At 65.4% G+C, this 24907-nt stretch carries 23 protein-coding genes; 5 read left to right on the forward strand and 18 right to left on the reverse strand.

From position 1 onward, the window contains the following. Window positions 1–12: 12 nt before the first annotated feature. The gene (locus ACQR2C_RS20530) at window positions 13–1314 is read left to right on the forward strand and encodes an ABC transporter ATP-binding protein (protein WP_434881966.1); all 1302 of its coding nucleotides are present in this window, start codon (window positions 13–15) and stop codon (window positions 1312–1314) included. 11 nt (window positions 1315–1325) lie between these two features. Here the strand turns inward: ACQR2C_RS20530 and ACQR2C_RS20535 are convergent, their stop codons facing one another. The 6 genes from ACQR2C_RS20535 to ACQR2C_RS20560 form a co-directional block, all read right to left on the reverse strand. Then, complete coding sequence (locus tag ACQR2C_RS20535; RefSeq protein WP_434881967.1) at window positions 1326–1643, reverse strand: cupredoxin domain-containing protein; 318 nt, start codon at window positions 1641–1643, stop codon at window positions 1326–1328. Between the two features lie 9 nt (window positions 1644–1652). Next, window positions 1653–2174, reverse strand: a complete 522-nt coding sequence (locus tag ACQR2C_RS20540; RefSeq protein ID WP_315800533.1) for a DUF4142 domain-containing protein — start codon at window positions 2172–2174, stop codon at window positions 1653–1655. A 96-nt stretch (window positions 2175–2270) separates the two neighbouring features. Further along, complete coding sequence (locus ACQR2C_RS20545) at window positions 2271–2957, reverse strand: RNA polymerase sigma factor (protein ID WP_434881968.1); 687 nt, start codon at window positions 2955–2957, stop codon at window positions 2271–2273. An 81-nt stretch (window positions 2958–3038) separates the two neighbouring features. Then, window positions 3039–4664 (reverse strand): FMN-binding glutamate synthase family protein, encoded by a 1626-nt coding sequence (locus tag ACQR2C_RS20550; protein ID WP_316216793.1) that lies wholly within the window; start codon window positions 4662–4664, stop codon window positions 3039–3041. 213 nt (window positions 4665–4877) lie between these two features. After that, window positions 4878–6443 carry an acyl-CoA synthetase gene (locus ACQR2C_RS20555; RefSeq protein WP_434881969.1) on the reverse strand — a complete coding sequence of 522 codons (1566 nt, stop codon included), beginning with the start codon at window positions 6441–6443 and terminating at the stop codon, window positions 4878–4880. Between the two features lie 210 nt (window positions 6444–6653). Beyond that, window positions 6654–7427: a ferredoxin--NADP reductase gene (locus tag ACQR2C_RS20560; protein ID WP_315715287.1), complete on the reverse strand. Its 774-nt coding sequence runs from the start codon at window positions 7425–7427 to the stop codon at window positions 6654–6656. Between the two features lie 288 nt (window positions 7428–7715). Between ACQR2C_RS20560 and ACQR2C_RS20565 the strand changes: the two genes are divergently transcribed. The 3 genes from ACQR2C_RS20565 (at window position 7716) to ACQR2C_RS20575 (ending at window position 11531) form a co-directional block, all read left to right on the forward strand. Next, window positions 7716–8669, forward strand: coding sequence for an ATP-grasp domain-containing protein (locus tag ACQR2C_RS20565; RefSeq protein ID WP_434881970.1), 954 nt, complete (start codon window positions 7716–7718; stop codon window positions 8667–8669). Window positions 8670–8781: 112 nt separating this feature from the next. Next, window positions 8782–9921: an FAD-dependent monooxygenase gene (locus ACQR2C_RS20570; RefSeq protein WP_434881971.1), complete on the forward strand. Its 1140-nt coding sequence runs from the start codon at window positions 8782–8784 to the stop codon at window positions 9919–9921. Then, the gene (locus ACQR2C_RS20575; RefSeq protein ID WP_434881972.1) at window positions 9918–11531 is read left to right on the forward strand and encodes a benzoate-CoA ligase family protein; all 1614 of its coding nucleotides are present in this window, start codon (window positions 9918–9920) and stop codon (window positions 11529–11531) included. Before ACQR2C_RS20570 ends, ACQR2C_RS20575 begins: the two co-directional genes overlap by 4 nt. 38 nt (window positions 11532–11569) lie before the next feature. On the opposite strand, the gene ACQR2C_RS20580 is transcribed toward ACQR2C_RS20575, so the two are convergent. After that, window positions 11570–12079: a MarR family winged helix-turn-helix transcriptional regulator gene (locus tag ACQR2C_RS20580; RefSeq protein WP_434881973.1), complete on the reverse strand. Its 510-nt coding sequence runs from the start codon at window positions 12077–12079 to the stop codon at window positions 11570–11572. After that, on the reverse strand, window positions 12069–12701 hold the full coding sequence (gene maiA / locus ACQR2C_RS20585) for a maleylacetoacetate isomerase (protein ID WP_434881996.1): 633 nt from the start codon (window positions 12699–12701) through the stop codon (window positions 12069–12071). The genes ACQR2C_RS20580 and maiA overlap by 11 nt, the downstream gene beginning before the upstream one ends. A gap of 102 nt (window positions 12702–12803) precedes the next feature. On the opposite strand from maiA, the gene gtdA reads away from it, so the two are divergent. Further along, window positions 12804–13841, forward strand: a complete 1038-nt coding sequence (gtdA, locus tag ACQR2C_RS20590) for a gentisate 1,2-dioxygenase (protein ID WP_434881974.1) — start codon at window positions 12804–12806, stop codon at window positions 13839–13841. Between the two features lie 10 nt (window positions 13842–13851). Here gtdA and ACQR2C_RS20595 read toward each other — a convergent pair whose 3' ends face one another. From ACQR2C_RS20595 to ACQR2C_RS20640, 10 genes are all read right to left on the reverse strand, one after another. Beyond that, window positions 13852–14679, reverse strand: a complete 828-nt coding sequence (locus tag ACQR2C_RS20595; RefSeq protein ID WP_316183152.1) for an ABC transporter permease — start codon at window positions 14677–14679, stop codon at window positions 13852–13854. Continuing rightward, window positions 14672–15445 (reverse strand): ABC transporter ATP-binding protein, encoded by a 774-nt coding sequence (locus ACQR2C_RS20600; RefSeq protein WP_434881975.1) that lies wholly within the window; start codon window positions 15443–15445, stop codon window positions 14672–14674. The genes ACQR2C_RS20595 and ACQR2C_RS20600 overlap by 8 nt, the downstream gene beginning before the upstream one ends. Window positions 15446–15487: 42 nt before the next feature. After that, window positions 15488–16489 (reverse strand): ABC transporter substrate-binding protein, encoded by a 1002-nt coding sequence (locus tag ACQR2C_RS20605; RefSeq protein ID WP_316239352.1) that lies wholly within the window; start codon window positions 16487–16489, stop codon window positions 15488–15490. A gap of 107 nt (window positions 16490–16596) precedes the next feature. After that, window positions 16597–16893, reverse strand: a complete 297-nt coding sequence (locus tag ACQR2C_RS20610; protein WP_434881976.1) for a hypothetical protein — start codon at window positions 16891–16893, stop codon at window positions 16597–16599. Window positions 16894–17083: 190 nt separating this feature from the next. Next, window positions 17084–17566 carry a hypothetical protein gene (locus ACQR2C_RS20615; RefSeq protein ID WP_316183156.1) on the reverse strand — a complete coding sequence of 161 codons (483 nt, stop codon included), beginning with the start codon at window positions 17564–17566 and terminating at the stop codon, window positions 17084–17086. A gap of 109 nt (window positions 17567–17675) precedes the next feature. Continuing rightward, a complete protein-coding gene (locus tag ACQR2C_RS20620; RefSeq protein WP_434846517.1) occupies window positions 17676–18368 on the reverse strand; it encodes an alpha/beta hydrolase family protein in 693 nt (230 codons plus the stop codon). A 59-nt stretch (window positions 18369–18427) separates the two neighbouring features. Beyond that, window positions 18428–20443, reverse strand: a complete 2016-nt coding sequence (locus ACQR2C_RS20625; protein ID WP_434881977.1) for a methyl-accepting chemotaxis protein — start codon at window positions 20441–20443, stop codon at window positions 18428–18430. A 35-nt stretch (window positions 20444–20478) separates the two neighbouring features. Then, window positions 20479–21372, reverse strand: a complete 894-nt coding sequence (locus ACQR2C_RS20630; protein ID WP_434881978.1) for a TRAP transporter substrate-binding protein — start codon at window positions 21370–21372, stop codon at window positions 20479–20481. A gap of 264 nt (window positions 21373–21636) precedes the next feature. Beyond that, the gene (locus ACQR2C_RS20635) at window positions 21637–22281 is read right to left on the reverse strand and encodes an NAD(P)H-binding protein (RefSeq protein ID WP_315800549.1); all 645 of its coding nucleotides are present in this window, start codon (window positions 22279–22281) and stop codon (window positions 21637–21639) included. 165 nt (window positions 22282–22446) lie between these two features. Further along, window positions 22447–24759 carry a Tex family protein gene (locus ACQR2C_RS20640; RefSeq protein WP_434881979.1) on the reverse strand — a complete coding sequence of 771 codons (2313 nt, stop codon included), beginning with the start codon at window positions 24757–24759 and terminating at the stop codon, window positions 22447–22449. Window positions 24760–24907: the final 148 nt, after the last annotated feature.

A 24907-nucleotide genomic window follows, 5' to 3' on the forward strand; every position in this document is an offset into this window, starting at 1 on the left:
GGGAGAATTGTCATGCGCGACCAGGTCAAGGACTCATCGCTGATCGAGATCAAGAGCGTCAGCCGGCTGTTTCCCAAGGGCAGCGGCGAGGATCTCGTCGTGCTGGAGAAGGTTGACCTCACGATCCGCGCCGGCGAGATCGTCGGCCTGCTCGGACGCTCCGGCTCCGGCAAGTCGACGCTTCTGCGGATCATCGCCGGCCTGGTGTCGCCATCCTCGGGCGAAGCGCGCTGCCGCGGCGAGATCATCGCCGGCCCGCCCGTTGGTGTCGCCATGGTGTTCCAGTCGTTCGCACTGTTTCCCTGGCTGACCGTGCTGCAGAACGTCGAGCTCGGCCTCGAGGCGCTCGGTGTCGACAGCGCCGAGCGGCGCAAGCGCGCGCTGGCCGCGATCGACCTGATCGGTCTCGACGGTTTCGAATCCGCTTTTCCAAAGGAGCTCTCCGGCGGCATGCGCCAGCGCGTCGGCTTCGCCCGCGCGCTGGTGGTGCATCCCGACCTGCTGCTGATGGACGAGCCGTTCTCGGCCCTGGACGTGCTGACCGCCGAGACACTTCGTACCGACCTCGTCGATCTCTGGACCGACGGGCGGCTGCCGATCAAGTCGGTGCTGATGGTGACGCACAACATCGAGGAAGCGGTGCTGATGTGCGACCGCATCCTGGTGTTCTCGTCCAATCCCGGCCGCGTCGCCGCCGAGTTCAAGGTCGACCTGCCGCATCCGCGCAACCGGCTCGATCCGGCGTTCCGCCAGCTCGTCGACAGTCTCTATGCCCGCATGACGCAGCGGCCCGAGCCGAAGCTGCCGAGCACCGCCAGCGCCGGCGTCGGCATGGTGCTCAGCCACGTGTCGTCGAACTCGATCTCGGGCCTGATCGAGACGCTCGCCGGCGAACCTTATAATGGGCATGCCGACCTGCCGGTGCTGGCGGGCCATCTGCAGCTCGAGGTCGACGAGATCTTTCCCTTGGCCGAGGCGCTGCAGCTCCTGCGCTTCGCCCAGCTCAGCGAAGGCGATCTGACCCTGACCGAGGCCGGACGGCGGTTCGCGCATCAGGAGACCGACGAGCGCAAGAAGCTGTTCGCGCAGCATCTGATGGAGAACGTGCCGCTGATGGGGCTGATCCGCCGCGTGCTCGACGACCGCCCCTCGCACGCCGCGCCGGCCGCGCGCTTCCGCATCGAGCTCGAGGACTACATGTCCGAGCACTATGCCGACGAGACGCTGCACACCATCGTATCATGGGGCCGCTACGCCGAGCTGTTTTCCTATGACGAGCAATCCGAGACCTTCAGCCTGGAAAACCCGCATTGAGGCCAGCGGCGTCACGGCGCGATCGTCAGGGTCGCCTTCATGTTGGGGTGAAAGCGGCAGTAGTAGTCGACCGTGCCCGCCTTCTTGAGGACCGAACTCACCGTCTTGCTCGGCGGCAAAATGACATCGAATGCGCCATCCCGCGCCGTCGCCGTATGAGCCAGCGCATCCTTGTTGACCCATTCGACGGTGTCGCCGACCTTGGCCGAAGCCGCGGCCGGCGAGAATTCGAGCTTGTCCACCACGATCTGGATCGTGGCCGCGCGCGCCGGAACGCTCACGGCGGCGAGCACAACCATGCTCACGAGAGTGATGCGTCCCGACAGCATCGGATCGTCCTACTTCAGATCCGCCGCGACATGCTCGGCGTGCTGCTCGTGGCCCTGGAACAGCTTCAGGCCGGTCTGCAGCAACTCCTTCAGCTCGGCGTTGGTTGCGGACGGAATGAGCTGCGTCTCCAGCGCGCCGTTCACCGTCTTGTGGTAGGCGACCTCGTTGGCGATATAGGCCTTGTCGAAGGCCGCGCCCTTGAGCTTGCCGAGCTCGTCGAGCTTCTCGCTCGCCTGCTTCGACAGTGCGCGGCTGGTGTCGTTATCCTCAGGCGTGACTTTCAACTTCTTGACGAGGGCGAGGGCCTGCTTGTTGACCGCCTCGTGGTCACGCACCATGCCTTGGGCGAACTCCTTGACTTCCTTGCTCCCGGATTTGTCCAAGGCCTGCTTCGCCGCCTTGATGTCGATTTCGCCGGCTGTGTAGGCGATATGCGCGATCTGCGGATCGCTGAGCTTGGCGCCCTGCGACAGGGCGGCGCTGCTCGTGACGCAGAGCGCGACGGCGATCGTGCCGATATGCTTGAACATGGTTCTCATCTCCTGTGGCGCCGGACCTCGTGGCCGGCGGGTGAATGGCTGCACAGGGATTGGATGAAAAGCGGGAGCCGACGTTCCCGGGAATCTTCACGCCGGACGTCGAAGACGATCGAGCACGGCGTCGGTCAGCCGCTCGCAACGCGGGCCGGCGAAGGGAAACGCGTCCAGAAGGACGGGACCGATCTGCTTTTCGACGTTCTCGCGCAACATGCCGCGGGCGCGATGCAAGCGCGTCTTCACGGTCTCGGGCTTCAATCCGAGCAAGTCCGCCGTCTCGTCGATGCTCATCTCCTCGATCACGCGGGCGATGAACACCAGGCGAAACGGCTCGGACAGGTCATCGATCGCCCGTTCGACGACGGCCTGGATCTGGCGCTGCGCCACAGACTTCTCCGGATCGCTCGACGTGGCGGGAAATTGGATCACCTCGGCCCCTGGCCTGTCTTGGTGCTGCACATCCAGTTGCAGTGCGGGCCGTTGTCCGCGCAGGCGTCCCATCGCCTCGTTCATTGCGATGCGGACCAACCAGGTCGACAGGCTGGACTGGCCGCGAAACTCGTCGAGATGGGTGAGCGCCCGGACATAGGTCTCCTGCACGACATCCTCCGCCTCACTGTCATTGCACAGGATGCCGCGGGCGATCCGGAACAGGCGACGGTTGTTGGCCTGGAGGATGGCCCGGATGGCGGTCTCGTCCCGGGCTTTTGCCCGTCGGATCAGGTCATCCTCGCCGCTCGTCGCCGCGGAGACTGTGGTCGCTGTGGTCCAAGGCATTGTCGATCATCCAAGCTGAGCACGCGTGGCTTAGATGGAATTGGAGCCGGAAGGTTCCCAAAAACAATCACGCAAGGCGTTTTACTGCACCGCCGCGAACGTATCGGCTCGCGCCATCGCCCAGGCGTCGCGGAAGCGGACGTCCTGGGTGCCGTCGAGCAGCTCGCCAGGACGCAGCGCCGGATACAGCTTGGCAAACGAGGACACCTCAGTGGTCGACGTCCGCTGTGAGAAGTGGATCGGCCGCAGGTCCTGCGGATGTTCGAGACCGGCGGCGGCGAGCAGCTCGGCCAGCGCATGCAGGGTCGCGTGATGATAGTTGTAGACGCGGTCGAGCTTGTGCGGGACGACCAGCGCGCGAGCGCGCGTCGGATCCTGGGTGGCGACACCGGTCGGGCATCTGTCGGTATGGCAGCTCAAGGACTGGATGCAGCCGAGCGAGAACATGAAGCCGCGCGCCGCGTTGCACCAGTCGGCGCCGATCGACATCGCGCGCGCCATGTCGAACGCGGTGGCGATTTTGCCGGAGGCGCCGATCTTGATGCGGTCGCGGATGCCAAGGCCGACCAGCGCATTGTGCACGAAGCTGACGCCCTCGCGCATCGGCATGCCCAGATGGTCCATGAACTCGAGCGGCGCGGCACCGGTGCCGCCTTCATTGCCGTCGACCACGATGAAGTCGGGATAGATGCCGGTCTCCAGCATGGCCTTGCAGATCGCGAGGAATTCCCAGGGGTGGCCGATGCACAGCTTGAAGCCGGCCGGCTTGCCGCCCGACAGTCGCCGCATCTCGCTGATGAACTGCATCATGCCGATGGGCGTCGAGAACGCGCGATGCGCCGGCGGCGAGATGCAGTCCTCGCCCATTGAGACACCGCGGATCTTCGAGATCTCCTCGGACACCTTGGCGGCCGGCAGCACCCCGCCATGGCCGGGCTTGGCGCCCTGGCTGATCTTGAGCTCCACCATCTTGATCTGGTCGTGGCTCGCGACCCGCGTGAACGCCTCGGGATCGAACGTGCCATCATGACGCCGGCAGCCGAAATAGCCGGAGCCGATCTCCCAGATGATGTCGCCGCCCATTTCGGCGTGATAGGGACTGAAGCCACCTTCGCCGGTGTCGTGGGCGAAGCCGCCCTTCTTCGCCCCGCCATTGAGGGCACGCACCGCATTCGGGCTCAGCGCGCCGAAGCTCATGGCGGAGATGTTGAACACCGAGGCCGAATACGGCTTGGTGCAATCCGGACCACCAATGGTGATGCGGAACTTCTCCTCCGCATGCGGCTTGGGCGCGATCGAATGGTGCATCCATTCGTAGCCCTCGCGGTAGACGTCCTCCTGGGTGCCGAACGGGCGCTTGTCGAGCTCCATCTTGGCGCGCTGATAGACCACCGCGCGGGTGTCGCGCGAGAACGGCATGCCGTCCTTTTCGCTCTCGAAGAAATACTGCCGCATCTCGGGCCGGATCTCTTCGAGCAAGAACCGCATATGTGCCGAGATCGGATAATTGCGCAGCACTGCGTGGCTCTTCTGCACGAGATCGCGGATGCCGAGCAGGGTGAGCGCACCGAAGATCAGCAGCGGGATCAGGACGAGATCGAAGATCTTGCGGTCGTAGATGCCGAGGATCAGCAGCAAAGCGGTCGCCGTGGCGCAGATCGTCAGCACGATGAAGCGCGGCGAAAACGGGAGCAGCAGCGTATCCATGGGAGGCCTCGGGGCAGCTCGTGGAAGATCCGGTGTCACGATAGTACTGATATCGCGAAGCAATCGTTACACAAGCGCGCGCAATCGGCCATCGATGATATCACAACGTCGATAGCCGCAGGCTATCGGCTGCGGCACTGCGAGATCGGTCCGCAGCGCCGTAGCGGCCTCGGCGCCTCCCCGCCGAGACACGCGATCGCCAAAGGCAGCTGCTTACCCCTCCGCAAACAGCCCCGAATGCGCCTCGCGCAACTGACGCTTCAAGAGCTTGCCGCTGGGATTCTTGGGCAGCGCATCGACAAACACGATCCGTTTCGGCGTCTTGAAGGTGGCGAGCCGTGCCGAGGCCTGCTTGAGCACCACCTCCTCGGTCAGCTCGCAGCCGGACTTGACCACGACCATCGCCACGACCGCCTCGACCCAGCGTGGATGCGGCAGGCCGACGACGGCGACCTCCGACACTTCCGGAATCAGATACAGCGCCTCCTCGACCTCGCGGCTGGCGACGTTCTCACCGCCGGTCTTGATCATGTCCTTCTTGCGGTCGACGATGGTGATGTAGCCTTCGTCGTCGATGGTCGCGAGATCGCCGGAATGAAACCAGTCGCCGTGGAAGGCGGCGGCAGTGCGCTCGTCGTCATGGAAGTAGCCGAGCATCAGATGCGGCGAGCGGTGTACGACCTCGCCGACCTCGCCCGGGGCGACATCATTCATGTCGTCATCGACGATCCGGGTCTCGACGTTGAGCACGGCGCGGCCGCAACTGCCCGGCTTGCGCAATTGATCGTCGGGTCCGAGCATCGTCGCCAGCGGCGCGATCTCGGTCTGGCCATACAGGTTCCACAGACGCACCTTCGGCAGCCGCTGCGCCAGCTCGCGCAGCACCTCGACCGGCATGATCGAGGCGCCGTAATAGCCCTTGCGCAAAGTGGACAAGTCGGTGGTCTCGAACAGCGGCGAGCGCAGAATCGAGATCCACACCGTCGGCGGCGCGAAGAACGAGGTGATGCGATATTTCGCGATCAGCGGCAGCAGATTGTCCGGCGTCGGAAACGCGGTGATGATGTTGGTGGCGCCGACATAGATCGACGGCCCGAAGAACACGTCGAGCTGCGCGCAGTGATACAGCGGCAGCGCGTGGAGGGTGACATCGTCGGCGGAAATGCCGGCATCGACGATACAGCTGACATACTGCCAAATGACGGCGTCATGGGTCAGCATCGCGCCCTTCGGCAGCGACTCCGTGCCGGAGGTGTAGACGATCTGCGCGACGTCGCCTCCGGCGATCTCGGCGGCAGGCACCGTCGCCGTCGAGGCCGCGAGCTCGGCAAAATCGATCATGTCGGCCTGCCGCTCGCTCGAACCTTCCGACGGCAGCCAGATCAATTGCTCGACCGCCGGCACCAGCGCCTTGGCAGCACGTGCCACGCCGGCAAAGCCGCTGTCGGTCGCGAGCAGCCGCGCGCCCGCATGCTTGAGGATGTAGGCGACCTCCTCCGGCTTGAGCATGAAATTGATCGGCACCAGGACAGCGCCGAGCCGCGCCAGCGCGAAGCGCAGGGCGGCAAAGGCATGAGAGTTGCGCGCGAGGATGGCGACCCGCTCGCCCTTGCCGACGCCGCGCGCGGCGAGGCCGGCCGCGAGGCGGTCGACGATGGCGTTGAACTCGGCGTAGGTCCAACGCGTATCGCCGCAGATCACCGCCGTCTTGCCTGGCGTGCGCGCCGCGCTCCGCCGCAGGAGGTCACCGAGCGTCTGTCTGCGAACGATGGAATCCATGGCCGTACCCCTCATTGTATCGGGGATGGCCGCCGCTCGGGCAATCCAAGTCCCCTCCCTGTGTCGCGCCGGACGTCTGCAGGTCCGGTCTTGCTGCCGAAAATCGCACGGCCGCTTCGAAACGCGCAAGGAGGATATTGCCAACGAAAAGAGCGCCCCGATTGCGTCGAGGCGCTCTTTCGAAAGTGTCAAAGTCGGAAGCTTGGCGGCTCAGCGCTCGACGAACGCTTTCTCGATCACGAAATGGCCGGGTTCGTTGCCGCTGCCTTCGAGGAAGCCGCGGGATTCGAACATGGTCTTGAGCTCCTCCAGCATCGCCGGGCTGCCGCACATCATGATGCGGTCCTTGGCGATATCGAGCTCATGCTGGCCGATATCGTTGAACAGCTGCTGCGATGAGATCAGGTCGGTGATGCGGCCGCGGTTGCGGAACGGCTCGCGGGTGACGGTCGGATAATACTGTAGCTTGCCGTCGAGCAGCTCTCCGAACAGCTCGTCCTCGCGCAGCTTGGCGACGACGCTCTCGCCATAGGCGAGCTCGGCGACCTGGCGGCAGCCGTGGACCAGCACGATGCTCTCGAAACGCTCGTAGACGTCGGGATCCTTGATCAGGCTGGCGAACGGGGCAAGGCCGGTGCCGGTCGACAGCAGCAGCAGCCGGCTGCCGGGCAGCAGGTTGTCGGGGATCAGCGTCCCGGTCGCCTTGCGGCCGACCAGGATGGTGTCGCCTTCCTTGATCTTCTGCAGCCGGGAGGTCAGCGGACCGTCCTGCACCTTGATGCTGAAGAACTCGAGTTCCTCCTCGTGATTGGCGCTCGCCATGCTGTAGGCGCGCAGCAGCGGGCGGCCCTCGACCTCAAGGCCGATCATCGCGAACTGACCATTCTGGAAGCGGAAGCCCGCATCGCGGGTGGCTCGGAAGGAGAACAGGGTGTCCGTCCAGTGGTGAACGGAAAGAACTTTCTCTTTATAGAACGCGCTCATGTCGTTTGTTTTTTCACGTGGGCTGAAGTTGGAAGAAACAAGTCGTGACGGAGGCAGGACCGCAAAAACCCTATAGATCCAGCGATTTCGGCGCCTGATGTACGTGAAAACAGCGAATAATCAACCCGCGTGGACGCACCATTGATCACGATCAAATGCATGCCGGCTGATGCCCGGAATCGCCTCGATCGACCGTTCATTCGTACACAAACGATATGGGTAATTTACTTGCCGAGATTCCGATTTTCCAGCACTTTAATTCCGCATCTCCGGCCCAATCCTTGAGCAATGATTAACCATCCGCAGACCCAGCTCGCCGCCATCACCCGCTATTGCGTCGAACGAGGCATCGCGCTCGACGTGCGGGAGGACGGCTGGTTGCTGGTGCTCGAGGATGCCACCCGGCGTCACCTGATCTTCGGCTATGATCTCGGCCTGAACAGTGCGGTGGCGCACAGACTGGCCTGTGACAAGGCGGCGACCTCGGCGCTGCTGAGAGCCGACGGGATTGCCGCGGTTCCACACGCATTCTTTCTGGCGCCGGTCCTTGGCGGCCAGTCCGGCCAGACGGCCGAGGCCGTGCTGGCGCTGCTCGAAACCCATCCGCGCGGGCTGGTGGTCAAGCCCAACGAGGGCACCTCGGGACGATCGGTGGTCCGCGTCACCGGGAAGGATGAGCTGCTGCACGCGGTGAACGGCATTTTCGAGACCGGCGCGAACGTCGCGATCGCGCCGCTCATGGATATCGTCGACGAGGTCCGTGTCGTGCAGCTCGATGACGCATCCATGATTGTCTATCGCAAGCTGCGCCCCATCGTGACCGGCGACGGCCTGAAGTCGCTGCTCGACCTCGCGCTGTCGGCCACTCCGGCCGCGGGGCACGCACAACTCCTGCGGCGCCTCGACGCCGAATTCGACGCGTCTGCCCTGCGCGCCGTCGTGCCGCACGGCGAGCAGCGCCTGCTGAGCTGGCGGCACAATCTCGAATTCGGGGCTCAGCCCGTGCTGCTCGAACCCGGCGCACAGCGGGACCTCTGTGCCGCGCTCGCCACCGCGGCGGCCCGCGTCATCGGCATCCGCTACGCATCGGTCGACCTCGTGCTCGCCGATGGACGCTGGCAGGTGCTCGAAATCAATTCGGGCGTGAAGATGGAGGCGCTCGGCCGGCATGCGCCGGAGCTGGTCGAGAGCACCTATTTCGCCGCGCTCGACGCGATCTTCGGCAGAGGCCCACCGAAATGACCTGCGGCCGGCGGCCCGATCTCCAACAATAAGATTTCGCTGGCCTCGATCGAGATGAGGGATTAGTCTCCGGTCCAAAATAAACAGTATACTGTCAATTCGGAGGACGCCCTTGCGCATCGCCGTGCTCGGCGGCGGCCCTGGCGGGCTGTATTTCGCCTATCTCTGGAAGAAGCGGCACCCCGCCGCCGTGGTCGATCTGTTCGAGCAGAACCCGGCCGGAGCGACCTGGGGCTTTGGCGTCGTGTTCTCCGATCAGGCGCTGGAATTTCTGCGCGCCGACGATCCCGACACGGTGGATGCGATCGCGCCGCGCATGGAGAGCTGGCGCAACATCACGCTCAATCTGCGCGGCGAGACCGTCGAGATCGACGGCGTCGGCTTTTCCGCGATCGGCCGGCTCGAGCTATTGAAGCTGCTGCAGGCCCGCGCCGAGAGCGTCGGCGTCATCGCCCGCTACGGCACGACCGTCCAGTCGCTGGACCAGCTCGCAGGCTACGATCTGATCGTCGCTGCCGACGGGCTGAACTCGCTGGTCCGCCGCAGCTTCGAAGGCGATTTCGGCTTCTCCGTGTCCTACTCCAGCAACAAGTTCGCCTGGTACGGCACGTCGAAGACATTTGCCACGCTGTCGCAGACCTTCGTCGCGACCGACCACGGCAGCTTCAACGCGCACCATTATCGCTATGCGCCGGACATGAGCACGTTCCTGGTGGAATGCGATCGCGCCACCTGGCACGCCTATGGCTTCGCCGAGATGTCGGTCGATGAATCCCGGCGCGTCTGCGAGCAGGTGTTCGCCGCCACGCTCGATGGTCACGCGCTGGTCTCCAACCGATCGGTATGGCGCAATTTCCCCTGGGTCTGGAACGAGCACTGGTGGCACCGGAACATGGTGCTGATCGGCGACGCGCTGCATACCGCGCACTTCTCGATCGGCTCCGGGACGCGGCTGGCGATCGAGGACGCGATCGCGCTCGCCAAGGCGCTCGATGCCGAGAGGAGTCTCTCCGACGGCCTCGCCCGCTATCAGGCCGAGCGGCAGCCAATCGTGAAGAAGCTGGTGACGGCGGCCCGGACCAGTAGCGACTGGTATGAATCCTTCCCGGCCCACATGACGCTCGGCCTGTTGGATTTCGCCTACAGCTATATCACCCGGTCCGGGCGCATCGATGATTCCAGGCTGCGGGCGATGGCCCCGCAATTCATGGCCCGCTACGAGGCAGCTCGGCGCACGGGAGCGCACGGATGACGAACGAGATCGCCGACAAGGTTCCGCGCGACAGCGCCGGCGCGCGCGAGATCGGCTTCGCGATTCCCGCCCGCTACAATGCCAGCCGTGTGCTGTTCGACAATCTCGCCAGAGGCAACGCCGACAAGGCTGCGCTGATCGGTCCCGCCGGCCAGCGCAGCTATGCCGAGCTGTGTGCCGACGCCTGCCGTTGGGGCAACGGCTTCACCGCGCTCGGACTCAGCCGCGGTGACCGTGTCCTGCTGTTCCTCGACGATACACCAGCCTATCCGGCCGCGTTCTTCGGCGCAGTCCGCGCCGGCTTCGTGCCGCTGCTGATCAACACGCTGACGCCGCCGGATCTGCTGCAATTCTATCTGGCTGATTCCGGCGCCAAGGTCGCGGTCGCCGACGCCGAGTTTGCCGCACGGTTCGACGCGCAGGCCTGCGCCGAGACCGCGCTGCGCACGCTGGTCGTCGTCAATGGCGAGGCGCCGGCCACCGCCGTCGCGACGACGGTCGCGGCCGATGCCTGGCTGCCCGACTTCACCGATGAGCTGGCGGAGGCCGACACCCACCGCGACGAGATGGCGTTCTGGATGTACTCTTCCGGCTCCACCGGTCGCCCCAAGGGCATCGTCCATCTGCAGCACGACATGGCCTATAGCGAGCAGGCGTTCGCGCGCAACGTGCTGCGGCTGACGCCGGACGACATCTGCTTCTCGGTGCCCAAGATCTTTTTCGCCTACGGTTTCGGCAACGCGATCACCTTTCCATTCTCGGCCGGAGCGACGACGCTGCTGCTGCCCGGCCAGCCGAAACCCGCCGCCATCTTCGATGCGATCAGCCGCTTCCGTCCCACCGTGTTCTTCGGCCTGCCGACGCTCTACACCGCGCTCACCAAGGCCGAGGGTGCGAAGGAGGCGGACTTCTCGTCACTGCGGCTCGCGGTCTCCGCGGCCGAGGTGCTCTCGGCCGAGGTCTTCAACGGCTGGAAGAGCCTGACCGGCCTGGAGATCGTCGAAGGCCTCGGCTCGACCGAGGTGCTGCACGTCTATCTCTCGAACCGCGAGGACCGCAAGAAGCTCGGCGCCGCCGGACTGCGCGTCCCCGGCTACGAGATCGCGCTGCGCGACGGCGAAGGACGCGAGGTCGCCACCGGCGAAGAGGGCATTCTCTGGGTACGCGGCGACTCGAACACGCCGCTCTACTGGAACCGTCCGGACAAGACCGCGGAGACGATCCGCGATGGCGGCTGGATCTACACCGGCGACCGCTTCGTGCGTGATGCCGACGGCTTCCATTTCTTCCGCGGCCGCGCCGACGATCTGGTCAAGATCTCCGGACAATGGGTCTATCCGCTCGAAGTCGAGCTCTGCCTCGCCGAGCATCCCGATATCCGGGAGTGCGCCGTGTTTGCGCACGAGTTGCCGGATCGTCGCATGAGCCTGAAGGCCGTGGTGGTCACCAACGGCAGATCCAGGGACGAGCCCGCAACCGTCAAGGCGCTGCAGGATTACGTGAAAACGAAGCTGCTGCCCTACAAATATCCGCGCGAGATCGTGTTCCTCGACGAGTTGCCGAAGACGGGCACGGGCAAGATCGACCGTCAGGCGGTGATGCGGCTGTGAATCGACGCCGTCCGCCCGAGAGCCGCGGAGCTCCGCGATCAGCCGGCCTTGCCGAGATGCTCCAGCGCATCCTCGGCGCGCAGCGGCACCCGCGAGACCTCGTTGTTGAGATCGACGAGTTGCGCCAGCAGGGCCATCAGCATCTTGCGATCCGCGGCCTTCAGCGGCGCCAGCATGCGGGCCTGGGCGCGATCGACCGCCGGCATGATCGCACGGAGCAGTGCTCCGCCCGCCTTGGTCAGATAAAGCAGCTTGACGCGCTTGTCCTCGGCCGACGGCTTGCGCTCGATATGGCCCTTGCTCTCCAGCCGCTCGATCACGCTGCCCAGCGTCGAACGGTCGAAGGCGATCACCGCCGACAACCGCGTGGCATCGATGCCCGGGTGCGTCTGGATCGCGACCAGCGCCGCGTATTGCACCGGCGTCAGGTCGAACTCCCGGCACTCCTCGACGAAGATCGACACCGCAATCTGCTGCATCCGCCGGAACAGATAGCCCGGCTTGGTGTAGACTGCATCCATCGTGATGTCGGGCGGCCTACTCGGCATCGGGCTGACGCTCCGGAGCAGCATCGGCAAAGGCCGGCAGCGCCTTCGCCGCGGCTTCGACCTGCAGCAGGCGAGGGAACGCTGCGACATCGACGCCGAAGCGGCGTGCATTGCCGAGCTGCGGCACGAGACACAGATCCGCCAGGGTCGGCGCGGCACCGAAGCAGAATGGTCCGGGCTCATGCTTGATCAGCGCTTCGCAGGCAGCGAGCCCCTCGCGATTGGCCCAGCCGGCCCAGGCCGTGACCTTGTCCTCGGGCAGGCCGAGCTCCCGGAGCCGCGCCAGCACCTTCAGGTTCTGCACCGGATGGGTGTCGCAGGCGAGCACCTGCGCGAAGGCGCGGACCTGGGCGCGCCGCAACGGATCCTTCGGCAGCAGCGGTGGCTCAGGATGGGTCTCGTCGAGCCATTCGATGATCGCAAGCGACTGGATCAACGCGACGCCGCTGTCGTCCTCGAGCGCGGGGACCAACCCCTGCGGGTTGAGCGCGAGATAGGCGGGCGCGCGCTGCTCGCCCTTGCGGAGGTGATGCGGCAGATGCTCGGCCGTGAGACCCTTGAGGTTGAGCGCGATCCTGACGCGATAGGATGCGCTGCTGCGGAAATAGCCGTGCAGCTTCATCATGGCAGTCCTCCCGATGCGATGGCTCTGGTTGTATTTGACGGTAATCAAATTGGCAGTATACTGTCAATTAAGAACGACATCTGATCATGGGAGGGACGCATGGCCGCGGTTTCGACACCAGAGCGCGAGGCGTTCTACAAGAAGATCGACGGCGAAAACATGACGGCGCTGTGGACGGTGATGAGCGATCTCATCACGCCCGAGCCGAAGAGCGCCTGTCGCCCGCATCTGTGGCAGTTCGCGGCGATCCGCGACTATATGATCGAGGCCGGGCGGCTGATCACGGCGAAGGAGGCCGAGCGGCGCGTGCTCATCCTGGAGAATCCCGGGTTGCGCGGGCAATCCAAGATCACCACCTCGCTCTATGCCGGCGTTCAGATGGTGATCCCGGGCGACGTCGCCCCCGCCCATCGGCACAGCCAGTCCGCATTGCGCTTCGTGCTGGAAGGCAAGGGCGCCTTCACGACCGTCGAGGGCGAGCGCACCCTGATGGAGCCGGGCGACTTCATCATCACCCCGTCGATGACCTGGCACGATCACGGCAATGAGACCACCGAGCCGATGTTCTGGCTGGACGGCCTCGACATTCCGCTGGTGCAGTTTCTCGACGCATCGTTCGCGCAGGGCGCGCAGGAGGACCAGCAGAAGGTCGTGCGCCCCGCGGGCGACAGCTTCGCGCGCTACGGACATAACCTCCTGCCTGTCGACGCCAAGCGCAGATCCAGGACATCGCCGATCTTCAACTATCCCTACGTCTATACGCGCGAGGCGCTGGAGAACGCGAAGCGGAGCGAGGAATGGGATGCCTGCCACGGGCTGAAGCTGAAATTCTCAAATCCCGAGACCGGCGATTTTGCGATGCCGACGATCGGCACCTTCATCCAGCTGCTGCCGAAGGGCTTCAAGACCGCGCGCTATCGCTCGACCGACGCGACCGTGTTCACCGCGATCGAGGGCAAGGGCCGCAGCCGCATCGGCGACCAGACCTTCGAATGGGGCCCGCGCGATCTGTTCGTCGTTCCGAGCTGGCAATGGGTCAGCCACGAGCCGGACGAGGATGCGGTGCTGTTCTCGTTCTCGGATCGCCCGGTGCAGCAGAAGCTCGACCTGTTCCGCGAGGATCGCGGCAACGCGTGACGCCGGTCCGTCACCGCCAGCGCAGCAGCCGCGCCTCGAGCATGCTGATCAGCCGGCCGACGACGAGGCCGAACAGCGACAGGATCAGGATCCCCGCCATCAGCTGATCGGTCTGCATCAGGTTGCCGGCCTGCAGCACGAAAGTGCCGATGCCGGTCTCGGCGCCGATCATCTCCGCCGAAACCACCAGCATCAGCGCCACCGACGCGGTGATGCGGAAACCGGCGAGGATCGATGGCAGCGCCCCGGGCCAGATCACGCGGCGGACGATGGTCGGGAACGGCACGTCGAAGCTCTGCGCCATGCGGATCAAATTGCGCGGCACCGCATCGACGCCGCTATAGACCGAGATCGTGGTCGAGAAGAACACGCCGAGCGCGATCGTCGCGATCTTCGGCTGCTCGCCGATGCCGAGCCAGAGAATCAGCAACGGCAGCACGGCAATCTTCGGAATCGGAAACAGCGCAGAGACGAACGTGATGCCGATGCTGCGCGCGATGCGCCAGAGGCCGATCGCGAAGCCGACGACGATGCCTGTGGCGGTGCCGAGCGCCCAGCCGGATACGATGCGCACGAACGACGCCGAGACATGCTGCCAGAGCGCGCCGCTTTCGGCCAATCGATACAGCGCGCCCAGGATCGTCAGCGGCGCCGGCAGGAACAGGGGATTGACCAGCCCGAGGCTGCCGACCAGTTGCCACAGGCCGAGAACCGCCGCGAGCGCCAGCCAGCCGGCCCAGCGGCTTGCGGCCGGCGTGAAGCCGCCGCCGCGGAACGGCACCTTCTTGCCCTGCTTGCCGGCGACCTCGGGCGGTTCGGCCGGGGACCGTTCAAGCATTCTGAACCTCGCGCTCGGCATCGATCGCCTCGCTCCGGATCAGCCCCCAGAGCTCGTTCTGCAGGTCCAGCAGTTGCGCGCGCACTCCGGCGTCACCGCGGCTGCGCCGCGTCGCCGGGACGCTGACGACCCTCCGGATGCGGCCAGGACGGCGCGACAGCACGACGATGCGATCGGCGAGCCGCACCGCCTCCTCGAGATTATGCGTGACATAGATCGCCCCCATGGTGCCGTCCGCGAGGAGATCGACGAAATCCTCCATCAAGAGTTCGCGGGTCTGCGAGTCCAGCGCCGACAACGGCTCATCCATCAGCAGGATCGCCGGGCGGACCGCCAGCGCCCGAGCAATGCCGACCCGCTGGCGCATGCCGCCCGACAACTGCTTGGGATAGACGGTCCGGAAGTCGGCCAGCCCGGTCCGCTGCAACGCATCGTCGACGGCGGCGGCGCGCTGCTGCGTCGACAGCGATGTATGGAGGAGCGGAAACGCGACGTTATCGGCGACGCTCGCCCACGGCAGCAGCGCGAAGTCCTGGAACACGAACGTCAAGGGATTGAGGCTGCCGGGCGGCGGGGCTCCGCGCAGCAGCGCCTGCCCCTTGCTCGGCTGCAACAACCCGCCGAGGATCGACAGCAGCGTGCTCTTGCCGCAGCCGGACGGTCCAACGATGGCCACCACCTCGCCGGCTCCCACCGTGAACGACACGCCATCGAGCACTTCGAGCGCGTCGAAACTGTGGCTGATGGCCTCGGCGATCAGGTCCATGTCAGACGATCCCGCTGCAGGTCCGCACCGCGCCTGCCTTCATCAATCCGGCTTCACGAGGTCTTTGGCGATGATCGCAGCCGCATCATAGCCCTGGTCCGCGAAACCCTGCGCCTGAAGCCATTTGATCTGGCTGTCGATGTTCTTCACGTCGAGCTTGCCGTCGGGATCGATATAGGCGCAATTGCCCACGACCTGCTCAACCGGCAGGTTGGTGTACTTGCCGATGATCTCCAGCAATGGCCTGGTTTTGTCGTCGATGGCGGCAGTGCCGTCCTTGACCGAGGCGAGCACGACATCATGATACTCGCGCTCGGCGCGCTGAAGCGATGCCAGCAACTTGCCGACCAGGGCCGTGTTGGCCAGCGTCTTCGGCCCGGCGAACACGCCGGAGACCTGCCACGGCGTCTCGTCGCCGACCCAGCCGAGATGTTTGACGGCGCCCTCCTCCATCAGCTTGCGCGCGACGGAAACCGGCATCAGCGCCGCGTCAACGGTCTCGCCCTTGATCGCGGCCGACATGTTGGACATCGACTGAAGCGGCACGATCTTCACGTCGCCGAGCTTGAAGCCGTATTTGTCGGCCAGCAGCCCCACCGAGTAGTGAAAGCTCGACCCGACCTGGGTCATCGCCACGCGCTTGCCGGCAATGTCCTTCGGCGTCTTGAGACCTGCCTCATAGGCCTTGTTGCTGGCAAAGTAGCCGATCAGCGGAAAGCCCGGGCGGTCGCGGCTCATGCCGGCGATGATCTTCAACGCGCCCTTGCCTGCAAGGTTGTACAATCCCGCGGTGAAGGCGGTCACCCCGACATCGACGTCGCCCGTGGCCGTCGCCACGGCGATCGGTTGCGCTGCATCGAAAAACTTCAGCTCGACGTCGAGGCCGGCGTCGCGGAAGTAGCCCTTGTCCAGCGCGATGAACACCGGCGCGGACGAGGATAGCCGGAGAACGCCGATCCGGAGCTTGGCGTCGTCGGCCAGCGCAGTGCCGATTGCTACGAGGCTCCAGAGCAGCCCCAGGACGAAGCCAACGCATCGGAACATCACACTCTCCAAGATCTGGCGACCCGCACACCCGGCCCAACGATGACGCCGACTTGTTGCAATATTTCGAGCCTGATGTCGCGCCAAATTTTCAGGGGATCGCAGCCTCAGAGGCCGGGCATCTTGCTCCCAGCCGCCTTGGTGCCGGCTGCCTTGGACTCGGTTGGCGTGGTCTCGACTGCCTTGGTCTCAGCGGAAAACCCATCTTCGAACCGCCCAGCTTCACTGCCCGCCCGACAGGTCAAGCCCGACAGAGCGCCGGCCATATTTTTCGCGCGGCACATCCCCTTGGCCGTGAGCTTGCGGATGTCACCATCCACCTTGAAGATGATCATATCGACGGGATAGGCGCGCGCGTTCGCGGGCTGCCGTTGTTCGACATCGCCGGGGCTCGAGACGGTCATCATCCCTCCGTCGAGCATCACGAAATAGAAGCCGGCTCGTCCATCACTCTAGCGCGTATTGAGCAAGGCACCCTTGCAGTCGGCGGTCCGGTCCTTTGCCGCGAGTACCACACGGTGGCCGAATGACGATGGGCGACGTCGCGACGAAGCCTCCCGCTGGTTCATCCTGCTTGTGCACAGGGTGACGGCCTCAGAACGTCTGCATCACCGGCTTCTCGCCATTGGACAGAAACAGCCCTTCAAAGCGGCCGATCTCGCTGTCGGCCGCGCATTCGATCAGGTCGGGTCCCTTGAATGGATTGCCGTGGCGGCACTGCCCCTTGGCCATCACCCTGTTGATCGCCGTCCGACTTTGGCCAAAGATCATCATGTCGACCGGTGTGACGAACTTGTCGGGGCCAGGTTGCTCCTGCAGATCGCCACGATTCGAGAACGTGACGATGCTGCCGTCGAGCAAGGTGAAGTAGAAGCCGGTGCGCTGATCGTCATAGTCGGTATTGAGCAGCGCGCCCTTGCATTCCGAGCTGCGATCCTTTCCAGCGACGATGAGCTTCTGGCAAGTTCCCTTCACGGTCACCATGGCGGTCAACCGGGCATCGGCGAACGATGGAGTTGCAGATTGCATCAGCACGCCGAGCGCACACACCGACACTGCCAACACCGCTGACTTCATCGGACTCCCCTCCCATGCCCTTGAGTACGACTATGCCTCAACCTCTGACGACATGGAAGTTCTATTTTTGTTCTCATATCACTTTTTCAGAAACGGCCGCTGCGGGGCGTCAGCCGGCACGGGCTTCGAGCGCCTGAAGCCACACCGCAAATGCCCCCGTCAATTCGTCCATGACGGCCTGATCATTCCGGCCGGAGCGCGCAGGCACGTGGAAGGCGTGGTCGGCCTGATCGAGCCAATGCAACGTCGCGCGCGGTCCCAGCCGCCTCACGACGGGCGCGAGCAGCTCCATCTCCGCAAGCTTGTCGCGCGTCCCCTGCAGGAACAGCATCGGGACCTCGATCGCGTCGAGATGATCGGCGCGCGCGATGGAGGGCTTGCCGGCGGGGTGAAGTGGAAAGCCGAGAAAGGCGAGCCCGGCCACGCCCGGCAGCGGCGCTGCACTCTGCGCCTGCGACGTCATGCGCGCCCCGAACGACTTGCCGCCCGCGACGAGCGGCAGCCCCGGACAGAGCCGCGCGGCCTCCGCCACGGCCGCCCGCACCGCGGCGTGGGCGAGCGCGGGCGGATCAGGGCGCTTGCTTCCCTTCTCCATGTAGGGAAACTGAAAGCGCAGCGTCGCGATGCCGCGTGCGGCAAGGCTTGCGGCGGTCTGGCTCATGAAGACGTGGCTCATGCCGGCGCCCGCGCCGTGGGCGAACACGAAACAGGCGCGCGGCCGAGGCGGGGCCATGAACAGCGCGGACACGACGCCCGCGCCGTCGACGGGAAGCGCAAGGGAGCGCGGCTGGTGCTCGGTCATGCCCCAGAGTGCGAGCCGGCGTTCCCTGCGTCAACTCCAGTGACCACCGGCTTTGCGGCTCAGGCCGCGGTCCGGATCGTCTGCAGGAAGTCGGCGACATTGCTCCTCAGCGAAGCGGCCTGCTGCTGCAGCGCGGCGGCCGCCGCCAGCGCAGCTTCAGCGCCGGCATCGGTCTGCCCGGCCACGTTGCGCACGTCGCCGATCTCCTGCGTCACCGCCGCCGTGCCGCTGGCCGCCTGTTCGACGTTGCGGGCGATCTCGCTGGTTGCGGCCCCCTGCTGCTCCACCGCGGCGGCGATCGCATTGGAGATCTCGGCGATCTCCCGCACCGTGGTTCCGAACTGGGCGATCGCGCCGACCGTCTCCTGCGTCGCGCTCTGGATGGTCGCGATCTGGCTCGAGATCTGCTCCGTCGCCTGCGCGGTCTGCGACGCCAGATTCTTCACCTCGCTCGCGACGATCGCAAAGCCGCGGCCGGCCTCGCCGGCACGCGCCGCCTCGATGGTGGCGTTGAGCGCCAGCAGGTTGGTCTGGCTCGCGATCGCCTGAATCAGTTGCACGATGGTGCCGATCCTCTCCGCTGCGCTGGACAGCCCGTCGATCAGCTCGGATGTCCGCTGGGTCTCGTGCGTCGCCCGGGTCGACACCGTGACCGAGCGCTGCACCTGGGAGGAGATCTCCCTGATCGAGGCCGCGAGCTCCTGGGTCGCCGAGGCCACGGTCTGCACGTTGACGGACGCCTGCTCGGCCCGGCTGGCGACCGCTTCCGCAAGGCCACGGCCGCGTTCGGCGACGCGTGCCAGCTCGCTGGCGCTCTCGCCCATCTCGGTCGCACGCCCGCCGACGCCGGTGATGACACCCTGCATGCCCTGCTCGAACCGGCCAGCCAGATCGGACATCATGCGGGCGCGCTCGGCCTCCGCAACTTCACGCTGTGCCGCGGCCTCCTGCTCCATGCGGCGGACAGCAAGCGCATTGTCACGGAAAATCTCCACGGCGCGCGCCATCCGGCCGATCTCGTCGCGCTGTTCACCACCGGGAATCGGCTGATCCAATTCGCCGGCCGCCAGCGACTGCATGCGGTCGGTCATGCCGCGGATCGGCGCCGACACGCTGGCGCCGATCAGCCAGGCCAGCACCGCTCCGAATATCACCGCTGCGGCTGCCGTCACGACGACGGTCTGCTTGGTATCTTCGACCGCGACGCCGGTCCTCGCGGCCTGCTCTGCACGCGCGGTCCCAAGCTGCCGGTTGATCTGGCTGACCTGGGTATCGATCGAGGCGCTCGCCTTGGCGAGTTCCGCCTGCTTGGCGCGCAGGTCCGCGGCCACCTTGATCACTTCCTCGAGCGCAGCGGCATCCGCCGTCAGAGCCTCTTTCAGCGCAGCAACCAGCGCCTTCAGCTTGGCATCATCGACACCCGCGATCTCGGCTTCCGTATCGGCAATCGCGAGCTTCGCATAGACGAAGGTGAGCCTGGCATCGTCGGCATCGCCATTCGACAACGTGTTGGTATAGCGCATCACCGCGATGCGAACCGCGTCGACGACGCTGGCCAGACGCAACGGATTCATCAGCGGCTCGCTGCCAGCGCGATTGGCGAGGGCCACCTGGATGCCGCCGATGTTGATGCCGGCAACGGCGCCCAATGCGTCGGTCTTGGTGGTCGCCGCGCGCAGCCGGTCCACGGCCTCGGCCGCGGCAACGAACGATGCGCGATAGGCGGCCAGCGCGCTTCGCACCGGTCCCACGCCGTCAGCCAGCACCTTCAGACGGCCGGACTGCTTCTCGACCTGATCGGCGAGACCGCCGACGGCGTCGATCGCCTTGCTGGCCGCATCCTTGTCACCGACGTTCCAGGTGCGGATGAATCTCTCGACCGCGCCGTTGGCACCGAGCAGCGCGGCGCGCACCTGCGACATGCCGGCGTCCCCGGCCGCGCTGGTGACGAGCTCATCCACGGTGCCGCCGATGCGCCCGACCTGGATCATGGCGAAAACGCCGAGCAACACCAGGAAGCTCAGGATTAGGGCGAAGCCGCCGAAGATTCGCGGGCGGACACCGATCCAAGACATCAGAGAAGACAGTTTCATCGATTTGCCCGGCTGTTTCACGGAGTGGACCTGATGGTGGCGAGCAGCTCCTTGCCGAAGCGCTTCTCGAAGTCGGCATCGAGCGGCCTGACCGCATAGACGAAAGTCTTGCGGTCGAACGTCTCGATCACCTCCATGCCGGCCTTGCGCAACTCATCGAGCTTCTGCGCATCGAGCTGGGCCTGCCAGGTGACCTCCGCAGCCGCCTTGGCGGCGGCAACCAGCGCATCACGGTCCGCCGCATCGAGATGGTCGAACATCGCGCGGTTGGCGACGAAAGCGATCGGCGCGAAGAAATGCCCGGTGAGCGTCAGATATTTCTGCACCTCGTCGAAGCGATTGGCCGCGATGGTGGCGACCGGATTTTCCTGACCGTCGAGCCGGCCGTCCTTGAGCGCGGCATAGACCAGTGGGAAATCCATCGGCATCACGTCGGCGCCCAGCGCCTTGAAGGTCATCTGGTAGACCGGATTGGGGATGACGCGGATCTTGAGGCCCTTGACGTCATCGACGGTACGGACCGGACGCTTTGAGTTGGTGAGATTGCGAAAGCCCTGCTTGCCGAGCGCCAGCAGCACCAGTCCCTTGTCGGCGAACTTGGCGCCGATCGCGGCGGCGACAGGCCCTTGCGCAACCGCCTTGGCATGCGCGGTGTCACGAAACAGGAACGGGATGTCGAAGACGCCGAGCTCGGGCACCACCGCGCTGGCGATGCCGCCGGACACCACGGCCACGTCCACCGCGCCGCTCCGGGTTGCAGCCAGCACCGCCGCCTCGCTGCCGAATGCGTTGCCCGCACGCTCATCGATGATGAGCCGCTTGCCGGCCAGCGCCTGCAGCTTCACGCGAAATTCGTCCGACCCGACCTGCTGCGGATTCTGAACCTGCGAGTTGAAGACCAGCGACACCATTCGCGGAGACGCCGTCGCCGCTTGGGATCCGAGCAGGGTTCCCACCAATGCCAAGAAACAAAATTCAAGCAGCTGTCTGCGCATGAAACACCGGGCTCGTTTTTCCTCGATGCACAACTAACAGCCAGATATGGTTAAGATGTTAAGACCCCGACAGTCGCAGGCGATGAGCCGTATAACTACGGAGATCGCCGAACCCACCAATCGAATTCGATTTTTCATAAATGGCGAGACCAGGCCGCTACGCAAGAGCGGCAGGCTCGATCATCGGCGCATGGCCCCTGACAGCATCACTCGCTTGCCGGCAACTGTAGGAACAGCCATGAGCAGCGCGTTGGCGACGTCCGCCGCGGCGATGGGCTTGTAGTTCGCCGGGATCAGGAAGCCGATGATGTTGTTCAGCCTGTTGCCCCATTCCTCGCCCGGCCGGCTCGGCTGTCCCAGCTCCGTCCGCGCGCCGACCAGCAGCGAAGGCCGCGCGATCACCAGTCCCTCGAAGGGCAGCGCGGTGAGCTCATCCTCGAGCTCACCCTTCACCCGGCTATAGAAGACGCGCGACGTGCTATCTGCCCCCATCGCGCTGACCAGACCGACGCGCCTGGTGCCGCTCGCGAGCGCGGCCCTGGCGACGGCGAGGTTTGCGTCGTGATCGATGGCGCGGAAGGCAGCCTGGCTCCCGGCCACCTTGATCGTGGTCCCCAGAGCCAGATAGAGCTCGTCGGCCGGCGGCAGGGACGGCAGCGCGGTGAAATCCACGACATGGGCCGTCAGCTTGGGTGAAACGTCAGGGGGCGCACGGCGGCCGACGACGTGCACATGATCCACGGTCGGATCGGCGAGCAGACCGCGAAGCAGCTCCCGTCCCACCAGCCCGGTTGCGCCGGCCATGATCACGGTCCGGTTCGTCATGCGCGGTCCCCACTCACAACCCGCCGACCAATGTACGCGTGGCCGCGGAGATAGGGAAGGCGGCAACGACACGACGCCGAATGCCACGACGCCGAATGCCATGGCGCCGCAGAGATGGCGCCGCAGACGAGACATGCCCTCCGCGGCGCCTCATCACCATCCGCCTCAGGCGCCCTTGCGCCGCTCTGCGGCCTTGGCCATTGCCGCGGCGAACGCGCCGCCGCCGGACGGCTTCTCCTCACGCGTGGTCATGCGCGCCGCGGGCGGCCGTGCGCTGGTCCGCTTCTCGCCTTTCGCCGGCAGCGGATCGGACAGCCGAAGCGTCAGCGAGATGCGGTTGCGCGGCACATCGACGTCGAGCACCTTGACCTTGACGACCTGCCCCGGCTTCACCACCTCGCGCGGATCGTTGATGCGCTTTTCGGACATCGCCGAGATGTGGATCAGGCCGTCCTGGTGCACGCCGATATCGGCAAAGGCGCCGAACGCGGCGACGTTGGTGATGGTCGCCTCCAGGATCATGCCGGGCTTGAGATGGGTGATCTTCTCGACGCCCTCCTGGAAGGTCGCGGTCTTGAACTCCGGACGCGGATCGCGGCCCGGCTTCTCCAGCTCCTTGATGATGTCGGTGACGGTCGGCACACCGAAGCGCTCGTCGGCGAATTTCGCCGGATTGAGCGTCTTCAAGGTCTTGGTGTCGCCGATCAGCACCTTGATGTCGCTCTTGGTCGTCTCGAGAATCTTCTTCACGACCGGATAGGATTCCGGATGGACGCCGGAGGCATCGAGCGGGTTGTCGCCATCGCGGATGCGCAAAAAGCCGGCGCACTGCTCGAACGCCTTCGGGCCCAGTCGCGGCACGTCCTTGAGCTTGTCGCGGGTCGGGAACGGACCGTTGGCATCGCGGTGCGCGACGATATTCTGCGCCAGGCTCTCGCCGATGCCCGACACCCGTGCCAGCAGCGGCGCCGAGGCGGTGTTGAGATCGACGCCGACGGCGTTCACGCAGTCCTCGACGGTGGCATCGAGCGCGCGGGCCAGCTCATACTGGTTGAGGTCGTGCTGATACTGACCGACGCCGATCGAGGCCGGCGGCACCTTGACGAGCTCGCCGAGCGGATCCTGCAGGCGGCGCGCGATCGAGACCGCGCCGCGGATCGAGACGTCGAGATTGGGGAATTCCTTGGCGGCGAACTCCGAGGCCGAATAGACCGACGCGCCGGCCTCCGAGACGATCGCCTTGGTCAGCTTGAGATCCGGCTTCAACTTCATCAAATCGTTGACCAGCTTCTCGGTCTCGCGCGACGCGGTGCCGTTGCCGATGGCGACGAGATCGATGCGATGCTTGATGCAGAGCTGCGCCAGTGTCAGCATGCTCTCGTTCCACTGCCGCTGCGGCTCGTGCGGATAGATCGTCGCATGATCGACGAACTTCCCGGTGCGGTCGATGACCGCGACCTTGACGCCGGTGCGGAAGCCGGGATCGAGCCCGAGCGTGGCGCGGCCGCCGGCGGGGGCGGCGAGCAGCAGATCGCGCAGGTTCGCCGCGAACACGCGCACCGCCTCCTTCTCCGCCTCCTGCCAAAGACGCATGCGGATATCGAGCGCCAGCGAGGTCTTGATGCGGGTGCGCCAGGCCCAGCGCACGGAGTCCGACAGGAACTGATCGGCGGGGCGGCCCTGGCGCGAGATGCCGAACGTCACCGCGATGCGGTTCTCGTACAGCGACGGATCCTTCGAATCCTCCGGCTCCCCATCGCCGAAATCGAGCTGCAGCACCTCTTCCTTCTCGCCGCGCAGCATCGCCAGGATGCGGTGCGACGGCAGCTTGGTGAAGGGCTCGGCGAAATCGAAGTAGTCGGCGAACTTGGCGCCCTCGGTCTTCTTGCCGTGCCGCACGGACGATTTCACAGCGCCGCGAGTCCACATCTCCTCGCGCAGCGAGCCGACGAGGTCGGCGTGCTCGGCGAAGCGTTCGACCAGGATCGCGCGGGCGCCGTCGAGCGCGGCCTTGACGTCCTTGACCGGATTGTCGCCGTCCTTCTTGATGAATGCCTTGGCTTCGACCTCCGGCGCCTTCATCGGATCACCGATCAGCATGTCGGCGAGCGGCTCGAGCCCGGCTTCCTTCGCGATCTGCGCCTTGGTGCGGCGCTTCTCCTTGAACGGCAGATAGATGTCCTCCAGACGCGCCTTGGTGTCGGCGGTCGCCAGCGCCAGCTCGATCTCCGGCGTCATCTTGCCCTGCGACTTGATGCTCTCGATGATCGCGGTGCGCCGTGCATCCATCTCGCGCAGATATCGCAGCCGCTCCTCCAGGGTGCGCAGCTGCGTGTCGTCCAGCATGCCCGTCGCTTCCTTGCGGTAGCGCGCGATGAACGGCACGGTCGCGCCGCCGTCGAGCAGGTCGATCGCGGCCTGGACCTGGGCATCCTTGACTGAGAGCTCAGCGGCAATGATGGAGGCAAAATTCGACACGGTGTTCTTCCGAGATTCGTGACGGGGCTGATTGGATAGGAGTGCACGCGCGCCAGCGCAAGCGGCTGGCGGACGCTCTGTGGGCAACCGTGGCAAAAAAGACCGGTTGCGAATCATGTAAAACGCTGTCGCGACCGGGCCATCGCGT

The sequence above is a fragment of the Bradyrhizobium sp. HKCCYLRH3061 genome, assembly GCF_051168015.1.
Lineage (GTDB): Bacteria > Pseudomonadota > Alphaproteobacteria > Rhizobiales > Xanthobacteraceae > Bradyrhizobium.

Bases quoted from the DNA above. Each gene is read 5' to 3' on its own strand.
- ACQR2C_RS20535 (WP_434881967.1), bottom strand. From the start codon at position 1,643: ATGCTGTCGGGACGCATCACTCTCGTGAGCATGGTTGTGCTCGCCGCC.
- ACQR2C_RS20635 (WP_315800549.1), bottom strand. From the start codon at position 22,281: ATGACGAACCGGACCGTGATCATGGCCGGCGCAACCGGGCTGGTGGGA.
- ACQR2C_RS20625 (WP_434881977.1), bottom strand. From the start codon at position 20,443: ATGTCTTGGATCGGTGTCCGCCCGCGAATCTTCGGCGGCTTCGCCCTA.
- gtdA (WP_434881974.1), top strand. From the start codon at position 12,804: ATGGCCGCGGTTTCGACACCAGAGCGCGAGGCGTTCTACAAGAAGATC.
- ACQR2C_RS20615 (WP_316183156.1), bottom strand. From the start codon at position 17,566: ATGAAGTCAGCGGTGTTGGCAGTGTCGGTGTGTGCGCTCGGCGTGCTG.
- ACQR2C_RS20605 (WP_316239352.1), bottom strand. From the start codon at position 16,489: ATGTTCCGATGCGTTGGCTTCGTCCTGGGGCTGCTCTGGAGCCTCGTA.
- ACQR2C_RS20560 (WP_315715287.1), bottom strand. From the start codon at position 7,427: ATGAGCGCGTTCTATAAAGAGAAAGTTCTTTCCGTTCACCACTGGACG.
- ACQR2C_RS20630 (WP_434881978.1), bottom strand. From the start codon at position 21,372: ATGGTGTCGCTGGTCTTCAACTCGCAGGTTCAGAATCCGCAGCAGGTC.
- ACQR2C_RS20600 (WP_434881975.1), bottom strand. From the start codon at position 15,445: ATGGACCTGATCGCCGAGGCCATCAGCCACAGTTTCGACGCGCTCGAA.
- ACQR2C_RS20530 (WP_434881966.1), top strand. From the start codon at position 13: ATGCGCGACCAGGTCAAGGACTCATCGCTGATCGAGATCAAGAGCGTC.
- ACQR2C_RS20595 (WP_316183152.1), bottom strand. From the start codon at position 14,679: ATGCTTGAACGGTCCCCGGCCGAACCGCCCGAGGTCGCCGGCAAGCAG.
- ACQR2C_RS20610 (WP_434881976.1), bottom strand. From the start codon at position 16,893: ATGACCGTCTCGAGCCCCGGCGATGTCGAACAACGGCAGCCCGCGAAC.
- ACQR2C_RS20580 (WP_434881973.1), bottom strand. From the start codon at position 12,079: ATGCCGAGTAGGCCGCCCGACATCACGATGGATGCAGTCTACACCAAG.
- maiA (WP_434881996.1), bottom strand. From the start codon at position 12,701: ATGAAGCTGCACGGCTATTTCCGCAGCAGCGCATCCTATCGCGTCAGG.
- ACQR2C_RS20565 (WP_434881970.1), top strand. From the start codon at position 7,716: ATGATTAACCATCCGCAGACCCAGCTCGCCGCCATCACCCGCTATTGC.
- ACQR2C_RS20555 (WP_434881969.1), bottom strand. From the start codon at position 6,443: ATGGATTCCATCGTTCGCAGACAGACGCTCGGTGACCTCCTGCGGCGG.
- ACQR2C_RS20620 (WP_434846517.1), bottom strand. From the start codon at position 18,368: ATGACCGAGCACCAGCCGCGCTCCCTTGCGCTTCCCGTCGACGGCGCG.
- ACQR2C_RS20575 (WP_434881972.1), top strand. From the start codon at position 9,918: ATGACGAACGAGATCGCCGACAAGGTTCCGCGCGACAGCGCCGGCGCG.
- ACQR2C_RS20540 (WP_315800533.1), bottom strand. From the start codon at position 2,174: ATGTTCAAGCATATCGGCACGATCGCCGTCGCGCTCTGCGTCACGAGC.
- ACQR2C_RS20550 (WP_316216793.1), bottom strand. From the start codon at position 4,664: ATGGATACGCTGCTGCTCCCGTTTTCGCCGCGCTTCATCGTGCTGACG.
- ACQR2C_RS20545 (WP_434881968.1), bottom strand. From the start codon at position 2,957: ATGCCTTGGACCACAGCGACCACAGTCTCCGCGGCGACGAGCGGCGAG.